Below are 22,318 nucleotides of genomic sequence, written 5' to 3' on the forward strand. Positions count from 1 at the left end.
TTATGAGCGAAAAAAGCACAGATACTCGTATTCATTGCGAATACAGCCAATTAGTAAAACTGCAATCTCAAGCAAGAGCGTTCAGTTTATTACCGAATTTAAAATCAGGTACAGCTTTGTCTGGTCGTCATTCGTCTATTTTTCGTGGACGAGGCTTAAATTTTGAGGAGCTAAGACATTATCAACTCGGGGATGATATTCGTAATCTTGACTGGAAGGTAACGATGCGAACCGGAAAGCCTCATGTTAGATCGTACACCGAAGAAAAAGATCGCAACTTTATTGTGTGTGTCGATCAGCGTAGCAGCATGTATTTCTCTTCTATTGACACCATGAAATCGGTGGTGGCCGCAGAATTAGCTGCACTGACCGCATGGCGCATTCTTCAAGACAGTGACAGAGTGGGATTTGTCATCAGTTCAAGCGAGAAAATTCATTGGTTAAAACCCAAACGCTCCCAAGGGGATTTACTCCATCGATTGCAATTGTTATCCAATGAAAATCAATCTCTTGATGTAACAAGTAAAGATATCGATGATGTTGGGTTTTCTCAATTTGTTACTCTATTGGGTAGATTAAAATTGAAAGAGGCCACTATCATTATCTTCAGTGATTGGCATGGCGTAACGCCTGATGAGATCACCCATTTAAAGCACCTTCAAAAACATAATGATGTATTAGGGGTATTAATCTCCGATCCTTTTGAATCTCACTTTCCCTCACAAAACAGTGATTGGGTTGTGGGTGATGGATCGTATCAGCTCAATTTAAGTGATGCGAAGAAGTTTGATTTAGCCAATAAAGGGTTGAGTGAACATCAAGATTTAAAGAAAGAACAATTGATTCAATTGATGGCAGCAAAAGGACTTCCGCTTATTGAAGCCGATACGTCTGGCAATCATATAGAGCAATTTAAGCGAGCAATTGGAGGCAGACGATGAGTATTCATGAGCCACCAAGCAGTTATATGCTAAGAAAAATGAGTGAAGTAACCGTTCCTGATCATGTGAGTTGGTTTCCTCAAACCATTGGTTGGAAAATTGTCGCGGTTATTCTGGCTGTTTTTATTGTTTATCAAGCGGTTCAATGGAGTAAAAAATGGTGGGAAAATCGATATCGTCGTGAAGCGATTGCGTTAGTCGCTCTACTGCAGAATTCGATGGATAAACAAAATACGCCACCATTACTTAATTATGATCTCTTTGAAGTAATGAAAGCGGTATTAACTTATTTAAACCCAAATAAAGCCAATGTATTTGGCGAGGCTTTTCTCGTTGATTTAGATTATTACTCAACCAGTGATGTTCTATTTCATGACGAATTGGGCCTGAAATGGATACGATCGTTAGTACAACAGAAACACGCGCTATCATCACAAGAACTGGCTGAATTAATCGTACTGTGTCAGCAATGGCTTGCGGATCATGCTGAGCCACAAGTCGAACAAAAAGGAGAAAAGCATGCAGTTTAATCAACTGGAGTTTGCGAATCCTTATTGGCTATGGATGCTGCCACTACCTATTATTATTTATTGGCTTATTCCTGCTTATCGAACTCGTCAATCAGCAATCAAAGTGCCTTTTTTTGATGTGTTAGTACAAGCGTTAGATGAAAGCCCTTCTGAAGGCGCGAGCCAGCTAAGTGCAAGTCATTGGCAAAAAGCCTTTCTTATTATTTCATGGTGTTTACTGATTTTTGCATTAACTAAACCGACTATTTTGGGTGAACCGCAAACACGTGTAAGTTTAGGTCGAGATGTAATGGTGGTAGTGGATTTATCTGGTTCGATGGCAGAGACCGATTTCGTCTCTAAATCGTCGTCTAGCAAAGGTGATGTTCAAAAAATATCACGCTTAGAAGCAACCAAAGAAGTGTTAGCAGATTTTGTTAACACCCGTAAAGGTGACCGCTTAGGGTTAATACTTTTCGGTGATGCGGCGTTTGTACAAACCCCATTTACCGCCGATCAGAAAGTGTGGTTAGAGCTATTAAATCAAACTGACGTTGGAATGGCAGGACAAAGTACCCATCTGGGGGATGCAATAGGGTTAGCGATTAAAGTATTTGAACAAAGTGCAACAGAGGAAGAGAGCAATAAAGACACCTCTGAGAATAACGTAGCAGGGAAACCTCGCGAGAAAGTCGTTATCGTCTTAACAGATGGTAATGATACTGGAAGCTATGTTGAACCGATTGATGCAGCCAAAGTAGCGGCAGCAAAAGGCGTTCGTATTCATATGATAGCAATGGGCGATCCAAGAACTGTAGGTGAGCAAGCGTTAGATATGGATGTGATTAATCGAGTGGCTGAGGCGTCTGGTGGAAAAGCGTTCCAAGCAATTAACCGCGAAGAATTAGAGCAAGCTTATGAAGCCATTGGTGAGTTAGAGCCTCAATTGTATGAAAGCACCACTTATCGACCAAAACAATCGGTTCATCAATACCCAATAATGTTGATTGTCGTGATGTATTTACTGGCATTTGGTTTTGCGACCATTAAGCGTCATGTTAAATCGGGAGAAAAGCATGTTTGATTCCCTGATGTGGCAACAAATTGTCGACCAATTTCATTTCGTCCGTCCGTTATGGTTATTGGTCTTAATTCCGTTTGGCATTGTCATTTATTTACGCTGGAAACAAGACTCAAAGAATGAATGGCAACAACAACTTCCTAAACATTTACGCAGTGCACTAACGATTAATGAGGCGGGATGGAAAAAACAATTGCCGCTTAAATTACTCAGTGTGTCGATGTTTGTGGCGATCATTGTGTGTGCAGGTCCAACTTGGGAGCGTGAAGCGTCTCCTTTTGGGGAAGACAAAGCGGCTTTGCTTATTGTGCTGGATAACAGTGAATCGATGTTGCAAAAAGATCTTGCTCCAAATCGTTTAGAACGTTCAAAGCAAAAGATCCGAGATTTAATTGCGTTGCGTAAAGGTGGAAAAACCGGATTGATTGTGTTTTCTGGCTCCGCACATCTAGCGATGCCATTAACCAAAGATGACTCTGTTTTTGCGCCATTTTTAGCCGCTATTCAACCGGACATCATGCCCATTGAAGGCAAGAGTGCAGAAACCGCATTGCCATTAATCGAGCCGCAGTTGAGATCTGAAAGTGTAGGCACGGTATTGTTGATTTCTGATGGTGTAAACCCTGCAACGACTCAAGCTTTTGAAACGTATTTCTCAACGAGTAAACATCAATTGTTGGTACTTGCCGCAGGGAATGGAGATCGAGCCAGCGATAACCCAATGGATCTTTCATCACTCAAGTCATTAGCGAATAAAAGTAATGGCAGCGTGGTTGAGGTCACGATCGATGATAGTGATGTTAAGGCATTAAATGGCAAGATTGAACGTCATATGCAACTTAATAATGAATCGGCAATGCCATGGAAAGACATGGGGTATTTTCTTTTATTTCCTATGTCGTTACTGATGCTATCGTGGTTTAGAAAAGGGTGGTTAGTGAAGTGGTGTTTAGTGGCACTGGTTGTATTCCCTAGTTTTTATTCTCTGCCAACCTACGCAGAAACGGTGAGTTTAAAAGCCAAAACAAATGAGCCCGTTAAAGAAGTGACGCTATGGGAAAAAACAACTCAGTCGTGGATGAACTTATGGTTAACTCCTGACCAACAAGGGCAATGGTACTTTAATCAATCGGAATATCTTGAGGCTGCGAAAGGGTATAAAGATCCTCTTAAAAAAGGGATTGCGTATTACTATGCTGGAGAATACAAATTAGCTCACAGTGCTTTTTTACAAGTGAAATCGGATGTAGGGATTTTTAATGCCGGTAATTCACTGGCAAGACAAAGAGAATATGTTGCTGCTCGTGACGTATATCAGTTGTTGTTAAAAAGAGATCTTGATGATGATCTGAAAAAAAAGGTCGAAATTAACTTGGCAATAATGCAAGGCATTGTTGATGAAGTTAATCGGATGAGTAAAAGCCAAGAAGGGGGAACCGATGGACCGGAAGAATCTTTGGAATTAGGTGACGATAAGCCGAAAACGGGCGATGGTGCTGATGAAGAAGTCGATGCTGCAATGATGAAAGAAGAAAAACTGAATGCGAATGAAATCTTAGGAAGCCAAGAGTTAGCTGATAAATGGTTACGTCGTGTTGAGGCGGATCCTAAGTATTTTTTACGTGCCAAATTCCAGCTACAGCTTCGAGCTCAATCGAATACAGAGCAGCCAAATACCGAGTTATCTGAGCGTGAAAAACCAAATAATAAAGAGGTGAAGTAATGTCTCAAAATAATGATAAACGTCGCGCAATACACCTTTGTCTTTTGGTTGTGATTGTATTAACGGTTCTGAGTTTTAGTGCTCGTTCTCATGCAGCCGAAAAGCTGGCTGAGTCAGACCAAATCACAATCACAACGTGGTTAACTGATACGGATATCGGCAAAGAAAATAGTGATAAGACACCGCCAACGTACGCCGTCAATCAACAAGTTATACTATATATTGAAGTGGTTACGCCAAGGTGGTTTACTGGCGGAACTCGCATCGCCCCTATCGAAATTCCAAATGTAGTCGCAAAACAACGCAATCAATTGGCAACAAACTTTACAGAAAGACGAAATGGAACAACGTGGACACACCAACGTTGGGAAGTGACGTTATACCCACAATCAGAAGGCAATTTTGTTGTTCCGCCAACAGCGGTTGAGGTTCAAGTCTCACGAGACGGTGGTGGTAACGCTTCTGGTGTGTTGTATACCGATCCTCAACAATTTTCAGCCATAACACCTTCTGGATTGTTAAGTGATGAATCTAAATGGGTTTCTGGTCGTGATTTTTCGATAGAACAAGAATGGGATAAATCGAACGATGAATTAAAAGCGGGTGATGCAATAACTCGTACGTTAACGATAAAAGGATCTGACACATTAGCGATGTTAATCCCTGAGTTGATTAGTGCCACATCAACCGTTAACTATCAAACGTATGCTCAGCCAAATCAATTAAGTGATTCTCAAACGCGTGGCGATTATTTGTCTGAGCGAAAAGAATCGGTCGTTTATGTGCTTCAAAATGGGGGAGAACTGACCTTCCCCCCAATTAATTTAACCTGGTGGGATACCGATGCTCAAGAATTAAAAACCATTACGCTTGATGGAAAATCGTTTGCTGTCACTCATACTTTGAGTTCTTGGTTACATCAATATTGGCAATTATTGAGCGTTTTGGTTAGCTTGGGTTTAGTTGTATTATTTATCGCAGTTAAAACAATTCGTTATTATCAAACTCATCCATTACCGGCTTGGTTTGTGTATTCAAAAGCGGTGAAAAAACAAGAGTGGGGAACCGTACGAGTTTTTCTTTATCGAGCACTGAGATCTAGAAATAACCAATTGGAATTAAAGCAATATCGTACGACAAAGGATTGGCAGCAAGAGACGTCTGACTTTCAAACCGATGCAATTACAAAGACGTTGTCTAGGCGTTTATGGAAACAGATTTCCCAACCAATAAATGGATTGTCTTCTCTGTGGGGTAAATGGAAACCAAAAGAGGTATTTCCTCAGTTGAGTCAACAGCGAGAAAAATATGAGAAAAACCAAGAGTATCAACACAAAAGTGATGATTAGAGGTTGTGTCATACCTTTAGCTCTATACAGTGAATGCAGGATAAATCAGCAGTGTCAGTAGTTATGAAAAGTACAGAGCTTAACCTTATTCCTATCTTCGTTGCTATTTATGAAGAGAAGAACCTTTCTAAAGCAGCAGCAAGGATGAGCATTAGCCAACCTGCTGTCAGTAAAGCATTAAAAAGATTACGTGAAATTTACGATGATCCTTTATTTCATCGAAATACATCAGGAGTAGAGCCAACGGTATTCTCTTCTGATATTTATCCAGCGATGTCTGCGGCACTGAAGAATTTCACCTCAACATTATCGGCCTCAAGGGAGTTCGATCCTAAAACATCTAATCGTATTTTCTCTATTGCTGTCGTATCGACAGTGAGTTATTCATTGATCCCTAAATTAGTGAAACACATTCGTTTATGCGCACCGAATGTTTCATTAGAAATTCATCCTCAATTTACAGAGGATCTTGAATCTGATCTGCGTTTACAGCGGTATGATTTAGTTATTGATATGGCAATCCGAGGTCGTACGATTTTAAAGTCTGAGGTGATTTATACCGAAAGGTTACGAGTCGTTTGTAGTGAAAGTCACCCTCGAATTGGGGATTCCATTTCATTAGACGAATTTTTAAAAGAAGAACATGTTGCTGCATCACGCTGGCACAGTCGCAGTAGCTTGTTAAATGCTGATGATATTGGAGAACTTGAGGCTCGAAATATTGTAATTAGAGCTGCAGGGGCATTTGAAATGATGCCGATTATTGGTTCAACAGAGATGATCGGAATGTTGCCACAATCGGCAATTGATGATTTAGGTGCGTATTACAATTTAAAATCATTAGATTTACCTTTTGGTCGTCAACAACATGACTTGTGTACGATTTGGCATCCGAGTAGAACGGCTGAAAGTGGACATAGATGGTTGAGACAACAAATTCAAAAAGCAGTGAAAATAGAGTTAAACACGGATTAAATTCCATTATATTGCAGGGCTCTTTATGAGAGCTGTGACGTTATTGCTTTAATTGAGCATAATAAAAAGCAGCATTGATTTCTCAATGCTGCTTTTTTCGTATATTTAACAGGTTAGTTGCTTGTGACTTCTGTTAATACGTTTCCGGTTGCGCCACTTGGTTGAGTTATGCCTAAGATACTTGATAGCGTTGGGGCAATATCATAAGGTGTTATTTCTCGACTTACTTTCTCGTCATCAATATTGTATCCCGCAAAAATGACGGGAACATACGTATCGTAACGCCACGGTGAACCGTGAGTTGAGGCAATGGTTAATCCTCCCATGTCATTGATGAAGTTACGCGGTTGATAGACAACATAAACATCGCCAGAACGTGTTGGGTAGTAGTTATTTTTAACCAGTTGCATAGTATGAGTATTAGGGACTTGATTTTTTTCTATATCAGAACTTGTCACTGCATAAGCAATCCCTTTTACTTTAAGAAGTTCTTCTGCGACGGCTTTTTGAACTTTTTCAAGGGAAACTCCTTTCTTTTTAATGACATCATGATTTAAATAAATATAAGGCTGAGCATATAAACGAATTGCGTCTTCGCTTAACCCAAACTCTGTTTTTAAACGAGTTAATAATTGAGGAGAGATTAATTTTTTCTGATCAAAGAGCGCAGGTTGTTGAGCCCCTAATGCATTGACTACCGCAGGTGCTTCGGGCGCGCCGTGATCGGCAGACAGTACAATCAGAGTGTTTTCTAATCCAACTTGCTCGTCGACATTTTTCAACAGCTTCGTAATGGTTTTATCCAATCGAATTAAGTTGTCTTCGGCTTCTAAACTTGTAGGGCCATACATATGGATCACATAGTCATTTGCTGAAAAGCTGACGGCTAAATAATCGGTAAATTTTCCTTTTCCTAGATTCTCTTTTTTCAGCAGTGTGCTTGCGAAGTTTTCTGTAAGCTCATCACCAGCAGGGCTTAAGGTTAACATCGTGCTGTAATATTTATAGCTCGCAGGGCCGTATGGATGAGGGAAGGTACGTTTGAATCCGGCAAGATCTACTTTGTAATCGGGATTGCCTTCTTTTAATGTGTATTGTTCTGGAGGAAGGGAGAGCTCCCATCGTTTACCTGAATACTGTGAGGCCAGTTTTTGTTTGTTCCACGCGGTGACCCATTCTGGATATTCATTATAATAGTAAGTACTGGTTACAAACTCTGATTCTGCTTTTGAAAACCAAAACGCTTTACCTGAATGGCCACCAAGAGAGATTGCGCCTCTGTCTTTTACTGAAACGGAAAATATCTTTGATGCCCCATTACTGGAAATAGCTAACTCATCGCTGAAGGTTGTGGATAAAATCGGGTCAGGTGATCGCCCATCTTTGGTTGCGACTTTTTGGGTTGGGTCAATTTCTGTGTCTTTATTTACACCGGCACCTGAGCTCAGCATATCGTAATTGCCATCTTCTACGTTATAGACCAATCGTTCCTTGTTTCGGTCATACCAAACGTTACCGACCATACCATGAACACTCGGTGGAGCGCCGGTTGCTAGTGATACGTGTCCAACAATGGTTTCTGTATTACCATGTTGATAATACGCATTGGTGTAATAGGTACCATCATCCATAAGATAACGAAAACCATCATCACCAAAATTGGCTTTGTATCGTTTGAGCAAATCTCCCCTTAAGGCATCGACGGTAATTTGCAGTACGAGTTTGGGCTTTTGGTCCGCAGCGAACGAGGTCATTGGAATGATAAGCGCTCCCGTTAGTGCCATATAATGTAATGTTTTATTTTTCATTATGGGTTCCTTGCCAAAGTATGTTGGTAGTGTGTCTTATTATTTTGTGTCTTTTACTAAACGCAGTCCCATATCAGACATGATTATGGACTGGCTTGCAAAGTCTCGACGGTAGTTTTCTGACTCATCCGCGTCATAAGAAAAACTGCTGCCCCGCACCGATTTATGTGCTAAACCACTGGCTTCTTCACGAGCATTTGTTGGGTTATCTTGTGGGGAATAACGATAAAAATTATCGTCATAAGCATCACTTACAAATTCACCCACATTACCAGTCATGTCATATAAGCCTAGTTCATTGGGCTGTTTCATTCCAACAGGGTGCGCTTGGTTTTTTGCGTTTTTTGAATACCAAGCCACGTCATCAATATTGTTTGAGCCACTATAAATATAGCCTTGACTCAATTTTCCGCCTCGAGCGGCATATTCCCACTCAGCTTCAGTTGGAAGGCGGTATGTTTCTCCCGTCATTTCGTTCAGTTTTTCTATAAAGAAATTCGCTTGTTGCCAGCTTAAATTGTTCACCGGAATATCAGGAGATTGGAAATAACTTAAAGAGGAGCCCATAACCGATTCAAACAATTCTTGAGTAACTTCAAATTTGGAGATAGAAAAGTTATTAATGCTAACAAGGTGTACTGGCTTTTCTGCTTTATTCGCTTGGTTTGAATCTGATCCCATTAAGAACTCGCCACCTTCGACTCGTACCATATCTTGATCTATTTTTTGAGAAATAGGATGGGGTGGAGTACTCATGCAGCCCATTAAGGTCGTGCTTAGAAATATCGATACAAATAATGTTCTTATATTAGTAAAAAAAGAGACTCTAAACATGATGTCCTCTGCAGTAATGATTGAGTATTTATCATACAGTGAAAGGACTTTCCAAATAGGAATAACGTATATAACTAATTCGTTTGTTCTTTTTGTTTATTATGAAGTTAGAACTTGTTTGGTGACTTAACTTGAAGGGTGGATTAGGTTATTCATTAGGTAAGTTCTCACTATTAATTTTGCTAGAAAAATAGGAATTAAAATGATTATTACTCAAGGTCCTCAATTTCAAGGTAAAGCCTCGAAGCGATTGCATGTTATGGCAAAACCCATTGGGGCGGTGTGTAATATCGATTGTACTTATTGCTATTATTTGAGCAAAGAAGACTTACTTGATTACAAAAAAGGGTGTTCTCCACAAATGGATGATGAAACCCTAGAAATCTATATTCGACAATATATTGAAGGTCAAAATACCCCTGAGATCATTTTTTCATGGCAAGGTGGTGAACCGACGCTATTAGGATTGGATTATTTTAAGAAAATTGTCGTATTACAGAAAAAATACCAACCAGATGGGATTATTATCTCAAATGATCTACAGACCAACGGCACACTATTAACGCCTCAATGGTGTGAGTTTTTGGCTGAAAATAATTTCTTAGTTGGTTTAAGTATCGATGGCCCTGAATTGCTGCATAATGCTTATCGAACAAATAAAGCGGGTCGTGGAACGTTTAAGCAAGTCATGAAAGCGGTAGATTTATTGCATGAACATAGTGTGAAGTTCGCCACATTAACGTGTGTAAACAATCTGACAAGTCGCAATCCTTTAGAAGTGTACCGTTTTCTACGTGATGTCGTTAAATCTCCTCAAATGCAGTTTATCCCTATTGTTGAACAAAAAAGCTTTAGAACAGTCGCCCCTCAAACAGAACAAATGGACGTGCAATTACGTCAAGGTGATAAACGTTTAATTCCGGGTAATAAAGAATCGATAATGGAACCGTGGTGTGTCTCTGATGAAGCATGGGGTAACTTTTTAATTGCCGTGTTTGATGAATGGGCACAACACGATTTAGGGAAAGTGTTCGTTCAGTACTTTGAAGCGAGTGTTGAGACGTGGATGGGGCGTAAAAACCCACTGTGTACGCTCGGTGAAATTTGCGGAAAAGGGCTAGCAATGGAGCACAATGGTGACGTGTTTTCTTGTGACCATTACGTTTATCCTGAATATAAGATTGGTAACATTCATAATCAAGAATTAGATGAACTGGCATACAGTCTTAAGCAACAAGAGTTTGGTTTCGCTAAAGCAAAAACGTTAACGGCTCAATGTCAGCGATGTGATTATAAATTTGCGTGCCATGGTGAATGTCCGAAAAACCGTTTTATTAAAACGAGAGACGGTGAACCTGGCTTGAATTATTTGTGTGCAGGTTGGTATAAGTTCTTTGCTCATGCCGATAAATCGATTGCCTATATTTTGAAAATGCTAGGAAACCCAGTACAACAAGGGAAATACAGTGACGCGAAAAGAGCAGAAGCGCAAAGAGCCGCGGTATTCCCAACTAAATTTTAATCTTTTTATGTTGTAAGAGTAGAAAATAAGAATAAAAGTGTGGAGAGTAATCAGTGAATAATGCCGTTAAAAAATACGCAGCGATAGGACTCGTCAGTTTATTTGGGTTTTCAATCCCATCTCATGCCGCAACAGGTGCGGTACCGACAAACCAAACACAACGTATGACACCTGAGCAACAATTGGCGTATACCGCTCAAAATAAAAATGAAAGCATTGAAAAAAGAGCGGATGCGTTACGTCAACTTGCGCGTTACCCAAATCAAAATAGTTTGGTTGCCGTCGCCAGAGGGTTAAAAGAATCTAGCCCTGTCATTCGAGAGGCGGCGATAGTGGGTTCTGATCTATACCAATTTGAACATCGCTGGCGTATGCTTTCTCCTGTTTTGGATGATCCTGAAGCGAGTGTTCGTATGGCTGCGACTGCGAATTTACTTCGTGATTACAGTTCTATGAATACAGAGCAGAAAAAACAAATTGAAGCGCCATATAAAGCACTGGTAACGTACTTAAAGACACAATCCGATTCTAATTCTCAGCTGTTATTAGCGGATATATATCGTTGGCATGGAGAGTGGGCTAATGCAGACGTTATTTATCAAACTTTAGTAAAAAACGAACCTAAAAACAGTCAAGTTTGGCTTAACTTATCGGATAATTATCGAGCTCAAAGTCAAGATGCTGAAGCGTTAATTATTTTAGATAAAGGGATCAAAGAATTACCAAAAGAAGCAAGCTTATACTACTCAAAGGCATTAACCCAAGTGCGTTTGAATCAAAAAAACAATGCCGCTAAGTCAATAAAAATGGCAACAACATTGGCTGAAAACAATAGCTATTATTGGTATTTAAATGGTGTGTTGCATGAAGATATTGATTTATCTGTGGCAACAAAATCGTTTGAAAAAGCGTACCTGATTTCAGGATCACCAGAGCAACTTTATGCGTTATGTGATATCTATATTCGTTATGGCAATGAGAAAGGCGATGAGTGTTTAGAAGCGTTATCGAAGGTTGCTCCTGAGTATGTGATTAAGCAGTTGAAAGAGAAGCGAAAGTAAATCCCATTTTATATTTCGTTCTTTGATTTTTAGCAAAAAGCCCAAATTATTGAATTTGGGCTTTTTTGTATAACGATAAATACAGTGCATTTAGCTCTCAGGTTATTACTTTTTGGCATGAATTTTAGTTTGATTGATTTTCAAGCGTTGGCGTGTGATTGGTCGCATTTTGTTCAATTTAAATAGCGAAAATATTTAAGTTAATTATTATCCTTACATCAATAATTTCAATGGCTTAATGATGCTATTGTCAGTTTCAGGATGAAACCTAAGGATAGTTATGCAGGACGCTAATCAAGCACAATTTGAACTCGACGTTGCCACTATTAAGATACCATTACAAGTCTATGAGTTTTCAGGGAAAGAGAAACTAGGTGACTCTTATGAGTTTGAGATTACGTTTATATGTGAAGATCCAGAGCTTAATCTTGGTGAATGGCTTCAACTTCCTGCGCGACTTGTATTGCATCATCATAATTCTAAAGACTTTAATTTATCCCCCCGCTATGTTCATGGAGTCGTGGAGTCTATAGAGCAATTGAGCACCTCTTTTCGTTACAGTACTTATCGATTAACTCTTATTCCTATATTTTCGCTTTTGAACTATCGAACCAATTATCAAATATTTCAACACAAAACGGTTCCCGAGATCATTACTGAGATATATCAACAAGCAGGGATCTTAAGTCATCATTTTGAGATTGAGTTATTTAATGCGCATGAGCCTCGTGAGTATTGCGTTCAATATGGTGAAAGTGATTTTTACTTTATTCAGCGATTGATGTCAGAAGAAGGATTGGTTTCTTATTTTGAGCATAAAGAAGAAGGGAGTCGGTTAATTATTGCTGATGGCTCAGAAGCACATACTGAGTTAGCGTCATTATGTGTGGCCAGTGATAATGGAATGGCAAAGGAAGGCAATACCATTACTTCATTAATTAGAAAGCAACAAGTAAGCGTCGGCAAGGTATCGGTTCGAGAATTTAATTTTCAAACACCGAGTACTCATTCTTTTGGTGAGTCTACAATTGAAGATAAAGAGGATCAAACCTCGGAAAAGCCATTGACGCAATATGTGTATCCTGCCAATCAATCATCTTCAGATCTTGCGATTAAACACGCCTCATTGCATTTAAAGCAACATAGAGCAAGTAATCTGGAGCTGATTGGTGAAAGTGATTGTGCACAGTTAACTGCGGGCTATTTTCAACCAATCGTAGGCCATTCTAATCCTGAGTTTAATAATACATGGCTCTTAACTGAAGTCAGCCATCAAGGAAAACAACCTCAAGTATTAGAAGAACTTGCTGATGGAGTTTCGAATTATGTTGCTACATTTCGCTGTTTACCTTGGACTTTGCCTTTTAAGTTAGAACCAAAAACAAAACCTCTTATTAGTAGTACCGATACGGCGATAGTGACGGGGCCAAGTAACGAAGAAATTTATTGTGATGAGTTTGGGCGAGTGAAAGTTCAGTTTTATTGGGATAGAAATGGACAAGGTGATGAAACAACCAGCTGTTGGTTACGCACGTCACAAGGTTGGGCTGGTAATCAATATGGCCAATTTGTGCTGCCACGCATAGGGCACGAGGTGATCGTCAGTTTTATTCATGGAGATCCAGATAAGCCTATTATTACAGGGGCACTTTATAACGGAGATAATAAGCTTCCGTATGCACTTCCTGAACATAAAACACGAAGTACATTTAAAACTTCAAGTTCGGTAGGAGGAGAAACGTTTAATGAATTTCGTTTTGAAGATAAAAAAGACAACGAACAAGTCTATATTCACGCAGGTAGGGATTTAGATACACACATTAACAATGATCGAGTTGTTGAGGTATTTAATAATGAGCATAAGTTTGTTCATAACAATCAACTCCAAGAGATAAAGAAAAACAAAAACACCACAGTAAATGAAAGTCAGTTTGAAACCGTTAAAGGTGATGTCCATTATGAAGTTAATAGCAGTCTACATTCTAAGATTGGTGGTAAGCAGATGATGAAAATAGGGTCCGAATTGCACTTAAATTCGGGGCAAAAAATCATTCTAGAAGCAGGGGCTGAAGTCACTTTAAAAGCAGGGGGAAGCGTAGTGAAAATTGATCCTGCAGGTGTTCATTTAATGGGTTCTAAGATAAATCTTAATTCTGGTGGAAGTGCGGGCCGGGGTAGTGGTAATGAAGGCGCTACGGCGATGTTACCTTTAAATAAAACGTTAGAAAAAGTAGGATTATTACCTATGAAGGCATCGATAAACTCGCTAATTAATGGACAAAAACTGCATTTTATTGCAATAAAGCCATGCAATAAGGAACTGAACGATGCATGAACACCGCTATCTAATTGTTAATCCTCTTGAAGATAAAAGTGTCATTGAACGTTTTTATCATTTTGGAGGAAGTGATGCGTATTCACTTTACTCAAACAGTGACTTTTCTGCTCTGAAAGATGTTGGCCCATGGTTATTGCCTAATCCAACAACTGAATTCTTAGCTTACTTTAATGAGAATCCGTCCGGTTTTCTTATCCAGTATAATGATGATATTGAAACTCAAATTGAGCATTGGAAGAGCCTTACCCTTGCGGGTCTTGATGGCGAGATTACGTTGTTTCGCTATTACGATAGGGTTGTTTTAGAACCAATGCTAAAGACATTCAGTACAGAAGAACTATCAACATTTCTTGGTAGTGCTATCTCTCTTATTCTTATCTCTGTAGGCAATAATGAACTGATTTATAAAAATGAGGATACGAGTGTACTTGTTCAGGCAGAGCCGTGGTGGAAAATAGAAGATCATCATTTCTCTTATTGCATTAAAAAGCACGCTTGGGCGCTTGAACGTCAAGCATGGCAGCGATTACCTGAATTAATGAAAAAAATCCATTATTCATATTCTGACTTTCAAACGAGCATTATTAAGTATTTGGAGTTAGGAAGAGCTTATGATCTTCAGAATGAAGAGTTAGAAGCCTACGCGATTAACCAACTCGCTCATGATACTGACTGGAAAGATACATTTGTTTTTGATGCGTGGTATTTAGATGACAAACAAATAGATCTTATACAACAAATTGAAAATAAAATAATGAAAGATGAAGTGAGAAAAGGAATTCGAGCATGAGTGATCGTTGTGTTCCTTGTGAAAAAGAAAACCATTGGATTGAACTTGATTTTCGAGATGAGAATAATAAGTCTTATAAAGGCATTGAAATTACGATTGAAGATGCAGTTGGTGGGGTCCAAACCGTTAGATTAAAAGCCGGTATTAATGTGATTGAAAACATTGCGAGTGGTTTGGTTAAAATAAGTATGGAAGCTCAAGCGTTGATTGATCTTGTCGAAAACCGCGCAATGCGAAATAAATCAGAAGTGTCTTCTGTGATTGATTCTTCTAGAGGTGAGCTTGGTGGCCGAGAAAAAGACACTGTTAAAGAATATAAGCATGTCACCTTAGGCGATTTATGGGGTAAAGGACCTGAGTATCAATTGCCTAAAGAGCATGACAAAGGGTACTTAGGTAATGTTTCTTTTTTTCATAATGAAAGTTACGTCATTGAGATTCAAGATTTCACAAAACAAGAAATACGTTTTGGGGTATTTTTTGATGGAACAGGAAACAACTCTTTTAATGCTGATTTTGGCGCTCAATGTGCCGATCAAGGTTTTGTACCTGATGAAAACGAAGATATTTGTGCAGATCTAAATGAATATTCAAAGAAAGCGCGAGGAAGTTACGATAATTCGATTACGAATATAGGTCGTTTATTTAATGAGTATAAATTTGAATCAGGTAAAAGCTATCGTATATATATGGAAGGTGTAGGAACCAACGCACAAGAAGAGGATGATCGTTTTCCTGATATGGGGTTAGGGATTGGTGATTTAGGTGTGATCGCTATATCTAATCTTGCTAGTGACAAATTAGTAAAACTATTTATAGAAAAAGATTTAGACAGTAATTTAATACATATAGTTTTTGATCTTTTTGGTTTTAGTCGTGGTGCAGCTACCGCGAGACATTTTGCCAATGAGATACATAAAAAAAATAATGGTTTAATACATGAAAAATTACAATTAAATGAATCTTCTAAGGTTAGTATTAATTTTATTGGTTTATTTGATACGGTTGCAGCGATTGGTTGTATGCGAGATTTACTAGATACGACGGATGAATACAATCATGGCGTTAATTTATATCTGCCTAAAAATATAGCTAATAAAGTGATACAAATTACGGCGCATCATGAATGTAGAGATAACTTTGCTTTAAATTCTGTGGCGCCAGAGCATCAAGAATTTGCTTTGTTAGGCGTACATTCTGATATTGGCGGGGGTTATAGAGATCTGAATGATGATGTATTGATCATGAAGCCTTATATCCAAACTTACAGTCGAAACGATCAATTTTCAGTGGCGCATTTTAGACAAATAGCAGAACAACGTATTGACGATGCAAAAAAAGAGTTTTTATCTTACGTATTATCCTCAAATAATTTCTCAGAAAATAATATAACTAAAATAGTAATGACAAGTAACCATTATAAATATAAAGCTATATTATCAATGAAGCGTGAAATTTCACCTAATCTACAATTATTAGCTTTTAAATTCATGCATAAAATAGGACTTGAATATAATGTTCCGTTTTCAGTTGATACGTTAGTATTGGATGGTAACTTACAGAAATTATATTATTACTATGAGTCAATCTCTAATCAGTCAACAGAGTTATCAGGGCTTTCAGTAATTAACAATATACCGACATCATTATCTTCTTCTATCTTAAAACAGTATGTTCATTGTTCCGATCATTGGGCATTAGATACAGGACTTTACACGATGAAGCCTAGAATAAATAATAACGGTGAGCGAGAACGTAAAGTGTGGCCACATAAAAAGCAAGAAGGATATCCATTTTGATTAAGATTATATTCAGTGTTTTTTGTTTATTTTTATCTGGTTGTGGAAACTCTCTATTTGAGAGCTCAAAGCAATTAGATGAATGGACAATATCGACCATGTCACCAAAATATTATACGGTGAGAGGGGATACATTACTAATTGTTGGAGAGAAGAAGGCGGGTGGATGGAAAGGTATGATTGGCAAGGCGACGATGGAATCGTTAGATCCTCTTAATTGGGAGGGATTAGATCGTTTTCATTCAGGCTATTCAATTAAAAGTACTGAATTACCCGGTTTATTTTATATTCGATGGCACTCTTTATCTAATAAAAAAACGTACAATAAAAGCGTTCGAGTATCAGAAGAAATACGAAAGAAAATGAGCGAATACCATGATATGAGGTGTGGATTCAATAATGGTCTATATCCATATAAAGATAATATATTATTAGGCTTAGCTCCTGATGGAATGATTTCTGTCTTTCTAAATGGCACGTGCTTTAAAAATGAACTGCAATTTAAAGTGCAAGCGGTCGAAGAGGAAGTATCCGATGATTTTATATATCCAGAATTAAGCGAAGAAGCACAAGCGTATGTTGATGAGCATGGCGTCCCCGTTGGTATTTGGTAGGTATAAACATAGATCTTCACATATAAAAATCCCCAAGGAGCAGTACTCTTTGGGGATTTTTATTTTGAATATGGGATTAATGCATTACTTGCAATTCATCGACTTCCATATTGATGTGTTGTGGGTTTTTCTGTAGCCAACGTAAACGTAAGCTTAATAGGATAGCAGCGGTACTTAAACCACCAATAAAGCCAATCCAGAAACCGTAAACACCCATAGGCTCAACGATCCAATCCGTCATGCCTAGAATGTATCCCGCAGGTAAACCGACAATCCAATAAGAGATAAACGTACGCTTAAAGATTGCTGTCATGTCTTTATAGCCACGCAATGCACCAGCAGCAACAACTTGCACTGCATCAGTACATTGGTAAACCGCAGCCAATAACATTAAGCTTACCGCGAGATGTACTACTTCGACGTTGTCTGTGTATAAATAAGCAATAGATTCGCGAAAAAGTACGGTTAAAATAGCGGTACAAAATGCCATTAATAGACCAAAAGCCAAACCGCAATAGCTTGCAATTCGTGCTCCTTCAAGATCATTTTCACCTAATTTTTGACCTACGCGAATACTTACCGCAATCGCAATGCTCATTGGCACCATAAAGATCAATGAAGAGAAGTTAATCGCCACCTGATGGGCAGCAACAACGGTAGAGCCTAATGGGGAAACCAATAGAGCAACCGCTGCAAATAAGGTTACTTCAAAGAAAATAGACAAGGCAACAGGAAGCCCCAGTTTAAATAAGCGATAGATTTCTTTTAGTTGTGGTTTGTTCCAGTTTTCATATAAGTTTACGCGGCGTAGCTTTGGCGCCACAAACGTATAAATGATCATCGCAACAAACATCAGCCAGTAGACAATAGCGGTTGCAACACCACAACCAACACCACCTAGGGCAGGGGCACCAAGCTTGCCATATACAAACATCCAGTTTAGAGGGATGTTAGCGGCAAGACCAATAAAACCAATGACCATTGCTGGTATCGTTAATGACAAACCTTCGCAGAAACTGCGTAATGCTTGGAATAATAAAAACGCAGGTGCAGCCCACAATACGGCGTGTAGGTAACCTTTAGTTTTTTCATATAACTCAGGCTCAACATTCATTAATGCAATGATATGTCCGGCGTTGTAAAGGATAACCATAATAGGAATAGAGATCAGTAGGGCTAAATAAATGCCTTGATGGATCTCAAAAGGAATTTTTTTCGATTTTCCTGAACCATTCAGTTGAGCAACAACAGGCACAAGTGCCATTAGTAAACCAACACCAAATAATATAGCAGGCAGCCAAACACTGGCTGCAATCGCAACGGCTGCCATGTCGGTAGCACTTACGCCACCTGCCATTACTGTATCGACAAACCCCATGCCTGTTTGAGCAACACTCGCAATTAGAACAGGGGTAGATAGCTTGATTAAGCGAACGATTTCTTTTTGGTATCTGTGCACTGATTCACCGTGGATATTAATGTGTAAAGGTTATAGCGATGACTTTTAGAGCCGATCATGAGATCGAATAAAAAGAGATATAAGGGTCTGATTGAGTGCTTTAAACAGGAGTCTGTCAAAGGTAAGCAGAATCCGACAGTATATAGAGTAAGTACAACTTCACAAAATGAAATATTCAACGTATTGTGATATTTTTAAAAATAGAGAGAGTTAAATAATGCTCTTGAATTTTTAGTATCAAATTGATTGGAGAGACTGATGTTTACTGGGATTGTAGCAACGACGGCAAAGGTTATTGATATCATTAAAAAAGAGAACTTTCAGACTCATATTGTTGAAATTCTTGAACCTTACAATCATGAATTAGAAATAGGGGCTTCTGTTGCTCATAACGGGTGCTGTTTGACGGTGACTAAAATTGATGGCAACAAAGTCTGGTTTGATTTGATTGAAGAAACGTTACGTTTAACGAACCTTGGTTTCTTAAGTATTGGGCAACGAGTCAATATTGAGCGTGCCGCTCGGTTTGGTGATGAGATTGGTGGTCATTCAATGTCAGGTCATATTGTTGATATTATGATCGTAAGGGAAGTGATTAAAACCTCCGCGAACTGTAAAATTTGGTTTGATGTTCCCCCTACATGGCTCAAATATGTGTTACATAAAGGGTATGTTGGCGTCGATGGAATTAGTCTTACGATTGGTGACGTTGATGCAAAGGGATTTAACGTGAATCTTATCCCTGAAACTCTAGAGAGAACGAATTTAAGTGAGCGTATTGTGGGTGATAAAATTAATTTAGAAATTGATCCGCAAACCCAAGCTATTGTCGATACGATTGAGCGAGTATTAGCGAACCAAAATAATTAATTTGATCATAATGAATTAAAACAGCCCATCTTCATTACTGTCTATCGATAAGTTTATCGTACTGTTATGCGGGTTAACGGTCATTTTCATTTCAATAGCACGATGGCAAGATGGGCAATCATCATACACCTGCTGACTACGTTGATTTTGACCGATTACCATATCAATAGAGTGCTGACAATTTGGGCATTCTATATTTTTCGTAATGTAATTATTCAAAATAAACTCCTTCTAATTGTACTGCAATTACCGCCGAGGTTCTTGGCGCATCATATTGTTAGAAAAGTCTGCAACAATGTGACTAGTCAATAATAGAAAAAAGAGTTGGTTTTTGCAGTGAATTAAGTGGAAAGGTTGACTTAGGGCTTATTTTTTAAAGGCTTGATAAATAAGATATAAAAAATGAGGTGATAAAGATCACCTCAAACTGTTTTTAATATTTAGCTGCTCAATGGGTTAGGTTTAGTTTATCGATCAATTGTTGAGCATGGTTTAAATATTCACCACCGAACATATTACAGTGGTTGAGTACGTGATAAAGATTATAAAGGTTTTGACGAGTTTCAAACCCTTCCTCAATGTCACGGATAGACAGGTAACCTTCAAAAAAACTGTCTTGAAAACCACCAAATAGTGTTGCCATTGCAAGATCGCATTCAGGATCTCCCCAGTAGCAAGCTGGATCATAAACTATCGGACCTTTAACACTGAGTGACACATTACCATGCCAGAAATCGCCATGCAGTAATGAGGGTTTAGGATTATGATTGTGCAGGATTTTCTTTGAATTATTAACAAGGGTGTCGATATCTCCTAAAAACATCCCTTTTTCATGCAATAGTTGAAGTTGCCAACCAATGCGTTGCTCCGCAAAGAAACAGTCCCATCTTCGATGCCATGTATTTACTTGTAATACACTACCAAGATAGTTATCGCCGTCAAAACCGTATTCTAATTGGTCGCCCCACAAATGGTGGTGGGCAAGACTAATGCCTAAGTCATAAGAGGCCTTTTTATCCATGACTTTGGTTGGAAGATAATTTAGAACAAGAAAAGAGTGAGTTTTAGTTACTCCGATATGAATAGGTTTTGGAACAAAAATATGATCTGATTTATCGAGTTGAGTCAAACTTTCCACTTCAGTTTCAAAGATAGGAAGCTCAGCCCGATCATTTACTTTTACAAAATAACGTTCAGATCCATTACTGATCATATAGCAGTCATTTATCTCGCCACCATTAATGGTTTCACGATCTGAGATGGTAAAAGGGCGTTTTGTCACGTCAGAGATTTGTTGAGCGATTGCTTGCCACATAATTGCCTCTCTTGTGTCTAAAAATATCTTCATTAATCATAGTGTATTTTTGATAAATATCTGTGAAGTACAGCTAAAAGCGTTAAATATTTAATCTAAATAAGTTATTGAAGTAATTGAAAAGTCAAGGTTGAAAGGTAAGGGTTGAGCATTATTCTCGAATTTGATAAATTAACCATCAGTGCCCAATTTAATGGGTATATTATGACAATGAACACTTACTATTATAAAAAATGGGCAGATTATGGTTATTAATTCAGATGGGTACCATGCGCTAATTGAATACTTGACCGAGCATCTAGCAATTTTTGCTAATCAGCAAGGGGATACAGGCGAAGAAACAGTAGAAGATATTGTGACTGATCTTGTTGCTTCTAATCTTATGGCGGTATTCCAACAGAATCCAGAGTTAGATCCTGATGTTCGTTTTACGTTAATGCGTGAAGCCGATGCAGTTGTGGCGGATTTAGGTGAAGTACTTGCAAGTGCTTGGGTTCAAAAAGCAACGAACGAACAAGTTATGTTTTTAGATGATTATATTGGCTTAATTAAAAATCTTTTTGATAGTGCTTTTAAATAATTAGACAATAAATTAATGAAGCTAAGAGAATTAAGGTAAATGCTTATCTATTTTTTCTTAGCTTTTTTATGAAAATTACAACACTCGCCTTACTTGCCAATACGCTTTTTTCCAATATGGATTATCAAGACTTGAGATAATGACGCCTTTTGATGTTGAAGCATGCATGAATTCACGGTTTCCAATATACACACCTACATGTCTTACTTTTATTCCCGTTTTAAAGAAAATAAGATCGCCTTTCTTTGCATTTGCTAGCGCAATTTTCTGCCCCGTTGATATTTGATACTCAGTCGTTCTAGGTAAAGATAATTGATGTAATGTTTGAAGTGCGTCTTGAGTAAAAGCTGAACAATCCACGCCATTTTTACTTATTCCACCATATTTATAAGGGACGCCTTGCCATTCTCGAAAATAATCTTGATAGCCATCGGATTGCTTCAACTGTGGGTATTTAACTTCAATATCTTGTTTCGATAATTGTTGGGGTGGTGGTGTAGAGCTACAGCCTGCGATGCTACTTAATAGGATAAAGCCAAAAATTAAAGAGATATTGCGAGTCATGATAAAAATCCTAATGCGTTTTCTCTATTATTGCATAGAAATAACGTTGAAGACATCAAGTGATTGTGAATAAGATGTTGTAATGGTTAATTGGTATAACTGCTTTTTGTTCGTTTAATAGTCATAACACCTGCATTTGAAATATCTTGTGACATTTTACACTTTTAATACATTTTACAATCGAGT

At 38.4% G+C, this 22,318-nt stretch carries 20 protein-coding genes; 14 read left to right on the forward strand and 6 right to left on the reverse strand.

Translation table 11 applies throughout. From position 1 onward, the window contains the following. Positions 1-2 precede the first annotated feature (2 nt). The 6 genes from AACV33_RS11600 to AACV33_RS11625 all read left to right on the forward strand — a co-directional run bounded on the left by AACV33_RS11600 (position 3) and on the right by AACV33_RS11625 (position 6,578). The gene (locus AACV33_RS11600) at positions 3-941 is read left to right on the forward strand and encodes a DUF58 domain-containing protein (protein ID WP_065610245.1); all 939 of its coding nucleotides are present in this window, start codon (positions 3-5) and stop codon (positions 939-941) included. Then, positions 938-1,471, forward strand: a complete 534-nt coding sequence (locus AACV33_RS11605; RefSeq protein ID WP_065610247.1) for a DUF4381 domain-containing protein — start codon at positions 938-940, stop codon at positions 1,469-1,471. Before AACV33_RS11600 ends, AACV33_RS11605 begins: the two co-directional genes overlap by 4 nt. Then, complete coding sequence (locus AACV33_RS11610; protein ID WP_065610249.1) at positions 1,461-2,534, forward strand: vWA domain-containing protein; 1,074 nt, start codon at positions 1,461-1,463, stop codon at positions 2,532-2,534. Before AACV33_RS11605 ends, AACV33_RS11610 begins: the two co-directional genes overlap by 11 nt. Next, entirely contained in the window at positions 2,527-4,254 is a 1,728-nt protein-coding gene (locus AACV33_RS11615) for a vWA domain-containing protein (RefSeq protein WP_017022777.1), read from the forward strand. Before AACV33_RS11610 ends, AACV33_RS11615 begins: the two co-directional genes overlap by 8 nt. Next, entirely contained in the window at positions 4,254-5,603 is a 1,350-nt protein-coding gene (locus tag AACV33_RS11620; RefSeq protein WP_182700252.1) for a BatD family protein, read from the forward strand. The genes AACV33_RS11615 and AACV33_RS11620 overlap by 1 nt, the downstream gene beginning before the upstream one ends. A 63-nt stretch (positions 5,604-5,666) precedes the next feature. Beyond that, positions 5,667-6,578, forward strand: coding sequence for a LysR family transcriptional regulator (locus tag AACV33_RS11625; protein WP_083198950.1), 912 nt, complete (start codon positions 5,667-5,669; stop codon positions 6,576-6,578). Between the two features lie 113 nt (positions 6,579-6,691). Here AACV33_RS11625 and AACV33_RS11630 read toward each other — a convergent pair whose 3' ends face one another. Further along, complete coding sequence (locus AACV33_RS11630; RefSeq protein WP_065610958.1) at positions 6,692-8,362, reverse strand: alkaline phosphatase family protein; 1,671 nt, start codon at positions 8,360-8,362, stop codon at positions 6,692-6,694. A gap of 63 nt (positions 8,363-8,425) precedes the next feature. Next, positions 8,426-9,151, reverse strand: coding sequence for a formylglycine-generating enzyme family protein (locus AACV33_RS11635; RefSeq protein ID WP_370527160.1), 726 nt, complete (start codon positions 9,149-9,151; stop codon positions 8,426-8,428). Between the two features lie 271 nt (positions 9,152-9,422). Between AACV33_RS11635 and AACV33_RS11640 the strand changes: the two genes are divergently transcribed. The 6 genes from AACV33_RS11640 (at position 9,423) to AACV33_RS11665 (ending at position 17,344) form a co-directional block, all read left to right on the forward strand. Next, complete coding sequence (locus tag AACV33_RS11640) at positions 9,423-10,742, forward strand: anaerobic sulfatase maturase (protein WP_017022771.1); 1,320 nt, start codon at positions 9,423-9,425, stop codon at positions 10,740-10,742. A 53-nt stretch (positions 10,743-10,795) separates the two neighbouring features. Continuing rightward, positions 10,796-11,803, forward strand: coding sequence for a hypothetical protein (locus AACV33_RS11645; RefSeq protein WP_065610263.1), 1,008 nt, complete (start codon positions 10,796-10,798; stop codon positions 11,801-11,803). Positions 11,804-12,083: 280 nt separating this feature from the next. Beyond that, on the forward strand, positions 12,084-14,138 hold the full coding sequence (gene tssI / locus AACV33_RS11650) for a type VI secretion system tip protein TssI/VgrG (protein WP_065610265.1): 2,055 nt from the start codon (positions 12,084-12,086) through the stop codon (positions 14,136-14,138). After that, positions 14,131-14,931 (forward strand): DUF4123 domain-containing protein, encoded by an 801-nt coding sequence (locus AACV33_RS11655; RefSeq protein ID WP_065610268.1) that lies wholly within the window; start codon positions 14,131-14,133, stop codon positions 14,929-14,931. The genes tssI and AACV33_RS11655 overlap by 8 nt, the downstream gene beginning before the upstream one ends. After that, positions 14,928-16,730, forward strand: coding sequence for a phospholipase effector Tle1 domain-containing protein (locus AACV33_RS11660; RefSeq protein WP_065610270.1), 1,803 nt, complete (start codon positions 14,928-14,930; stop codon positions 16,728-16,730). The genes AACV33_RS11655 and AACV33_RS11660 overlap by 4 nt, the downstream gene beginning before the upstream one ends. After that, the gene (locus AACV33_RS11665) at positions 16,727-17,344 is read left to right on the forward strand and encodes a DUF2931 family protein (RefSeq protein WP_065610272.1); all 618 of its coding nucleotides are present in this window, start codon (positions 16,727-16,729) and stop codon (positions 17,342-17,344) included. Before AACV33_RS11660 ends, AACV33_RS11665 begins: the two co-directional genes overlap by 4 nt. Positions 17,345-17,420: 76 nt before the next feature. Here AACV33_RS11665 and AACV33_RS11670 read toward each other — a convergent pair whose 3' ends face one another. Then, on the reverse strand, positions 17,421-18,803 hold the full coding sequence (locus tag AACV33_RS11670) for an MATE family efflux transporter (protein ID WP_065610277.1): 1,383 nt from the start codon (positions 18,801-18,803) through the stop codon (positions 17,421-17,423). A 258-nt stretch (positions 18,804-19,061) separates the two neighbouring features. On the opposite strand from AACV33_RS11670, the gene AACV33_RS11675 reads away from it, so the two are divergent. Beyond that, positions 19,062-19,673, forward strand: a complete 612-nt coding sequence (locus AACV33_RS11675; protein WP_017022747.1) for a riboflavin synthase — start codon at positions 19,062-19,064, stop codon at positions 19,671-19,673. Positions 19,674-19,688: 15 nt separating this feature from the next. Here AACV33_RS11675 and AACV33_RS11680 read toward each other — a convergent pair whose 3' ends face one another. Then, entirely contained in the window at positions 19,689-19,892 is a 204-nt protein-coding gene (locus tag AACV33_RS11680; protein ID WP_012550077.1) for a CPXCG motif-containing cysteine-rich protein, read from the reverse strand. A gap of 229 nt (positions 19,893-20,121) precedes the next feature. Next, a complete protein-coding gene (locus AACV33_RS11685; RefSeq protein WP_017022746.1) occupies positions 20,122-20,988 on the reverse strand; it encodes a fructosamine kinase family protein in 867 nt (288 codons plus the stop codon). 244 nt (positions 20,989-21,232) lie between these two features. On the opposite strand from AACV33_RS11685, the gene AACV33_RS11690 reads away from it, so the two are divergent. Then, positions 21,233-21,568 (forward strand): DUF3802 family protein, encoded by a 336-nt coding sequence (locus AACV33_RS11690; protein WP_012550079.1) that lies wholly within the window; start codon positions 21,233-21,235, stop codon positions 21,566-21,568. Positions 21,569-21,643: 75 nt separating this feature from the next. On the opposite strand, the gene AACV33_RS11695 is transcribed toward AACV33_RS11690, so the two are convergent. Beyond that, positions 21,644-22,132 carry a C40 family peptidase gene (locus AACV33_RS11695; RefSeq protein ID WP_065610280.1) on the reverse strand — a complete coding sequence of 163 codons (489 nt, stop codon included), beginning with the start codon at positions 22,130-22,132 and terminating at the stop codon, positions 21,644-21,646. Positions 22,133-22,318 lie beyond the last annotated feature (186 nt).

The sequence above is a fragment of the Aliivibrio sp. SR45-2 genome (genome assembly GCF_963890165.1).
GTDB lineage: Bacteria > Pseudomonadota > Gammaproteobacteria > Enterobacterales > Vibrionaceae > Aliivibrio > Aliivibrio salmonicida.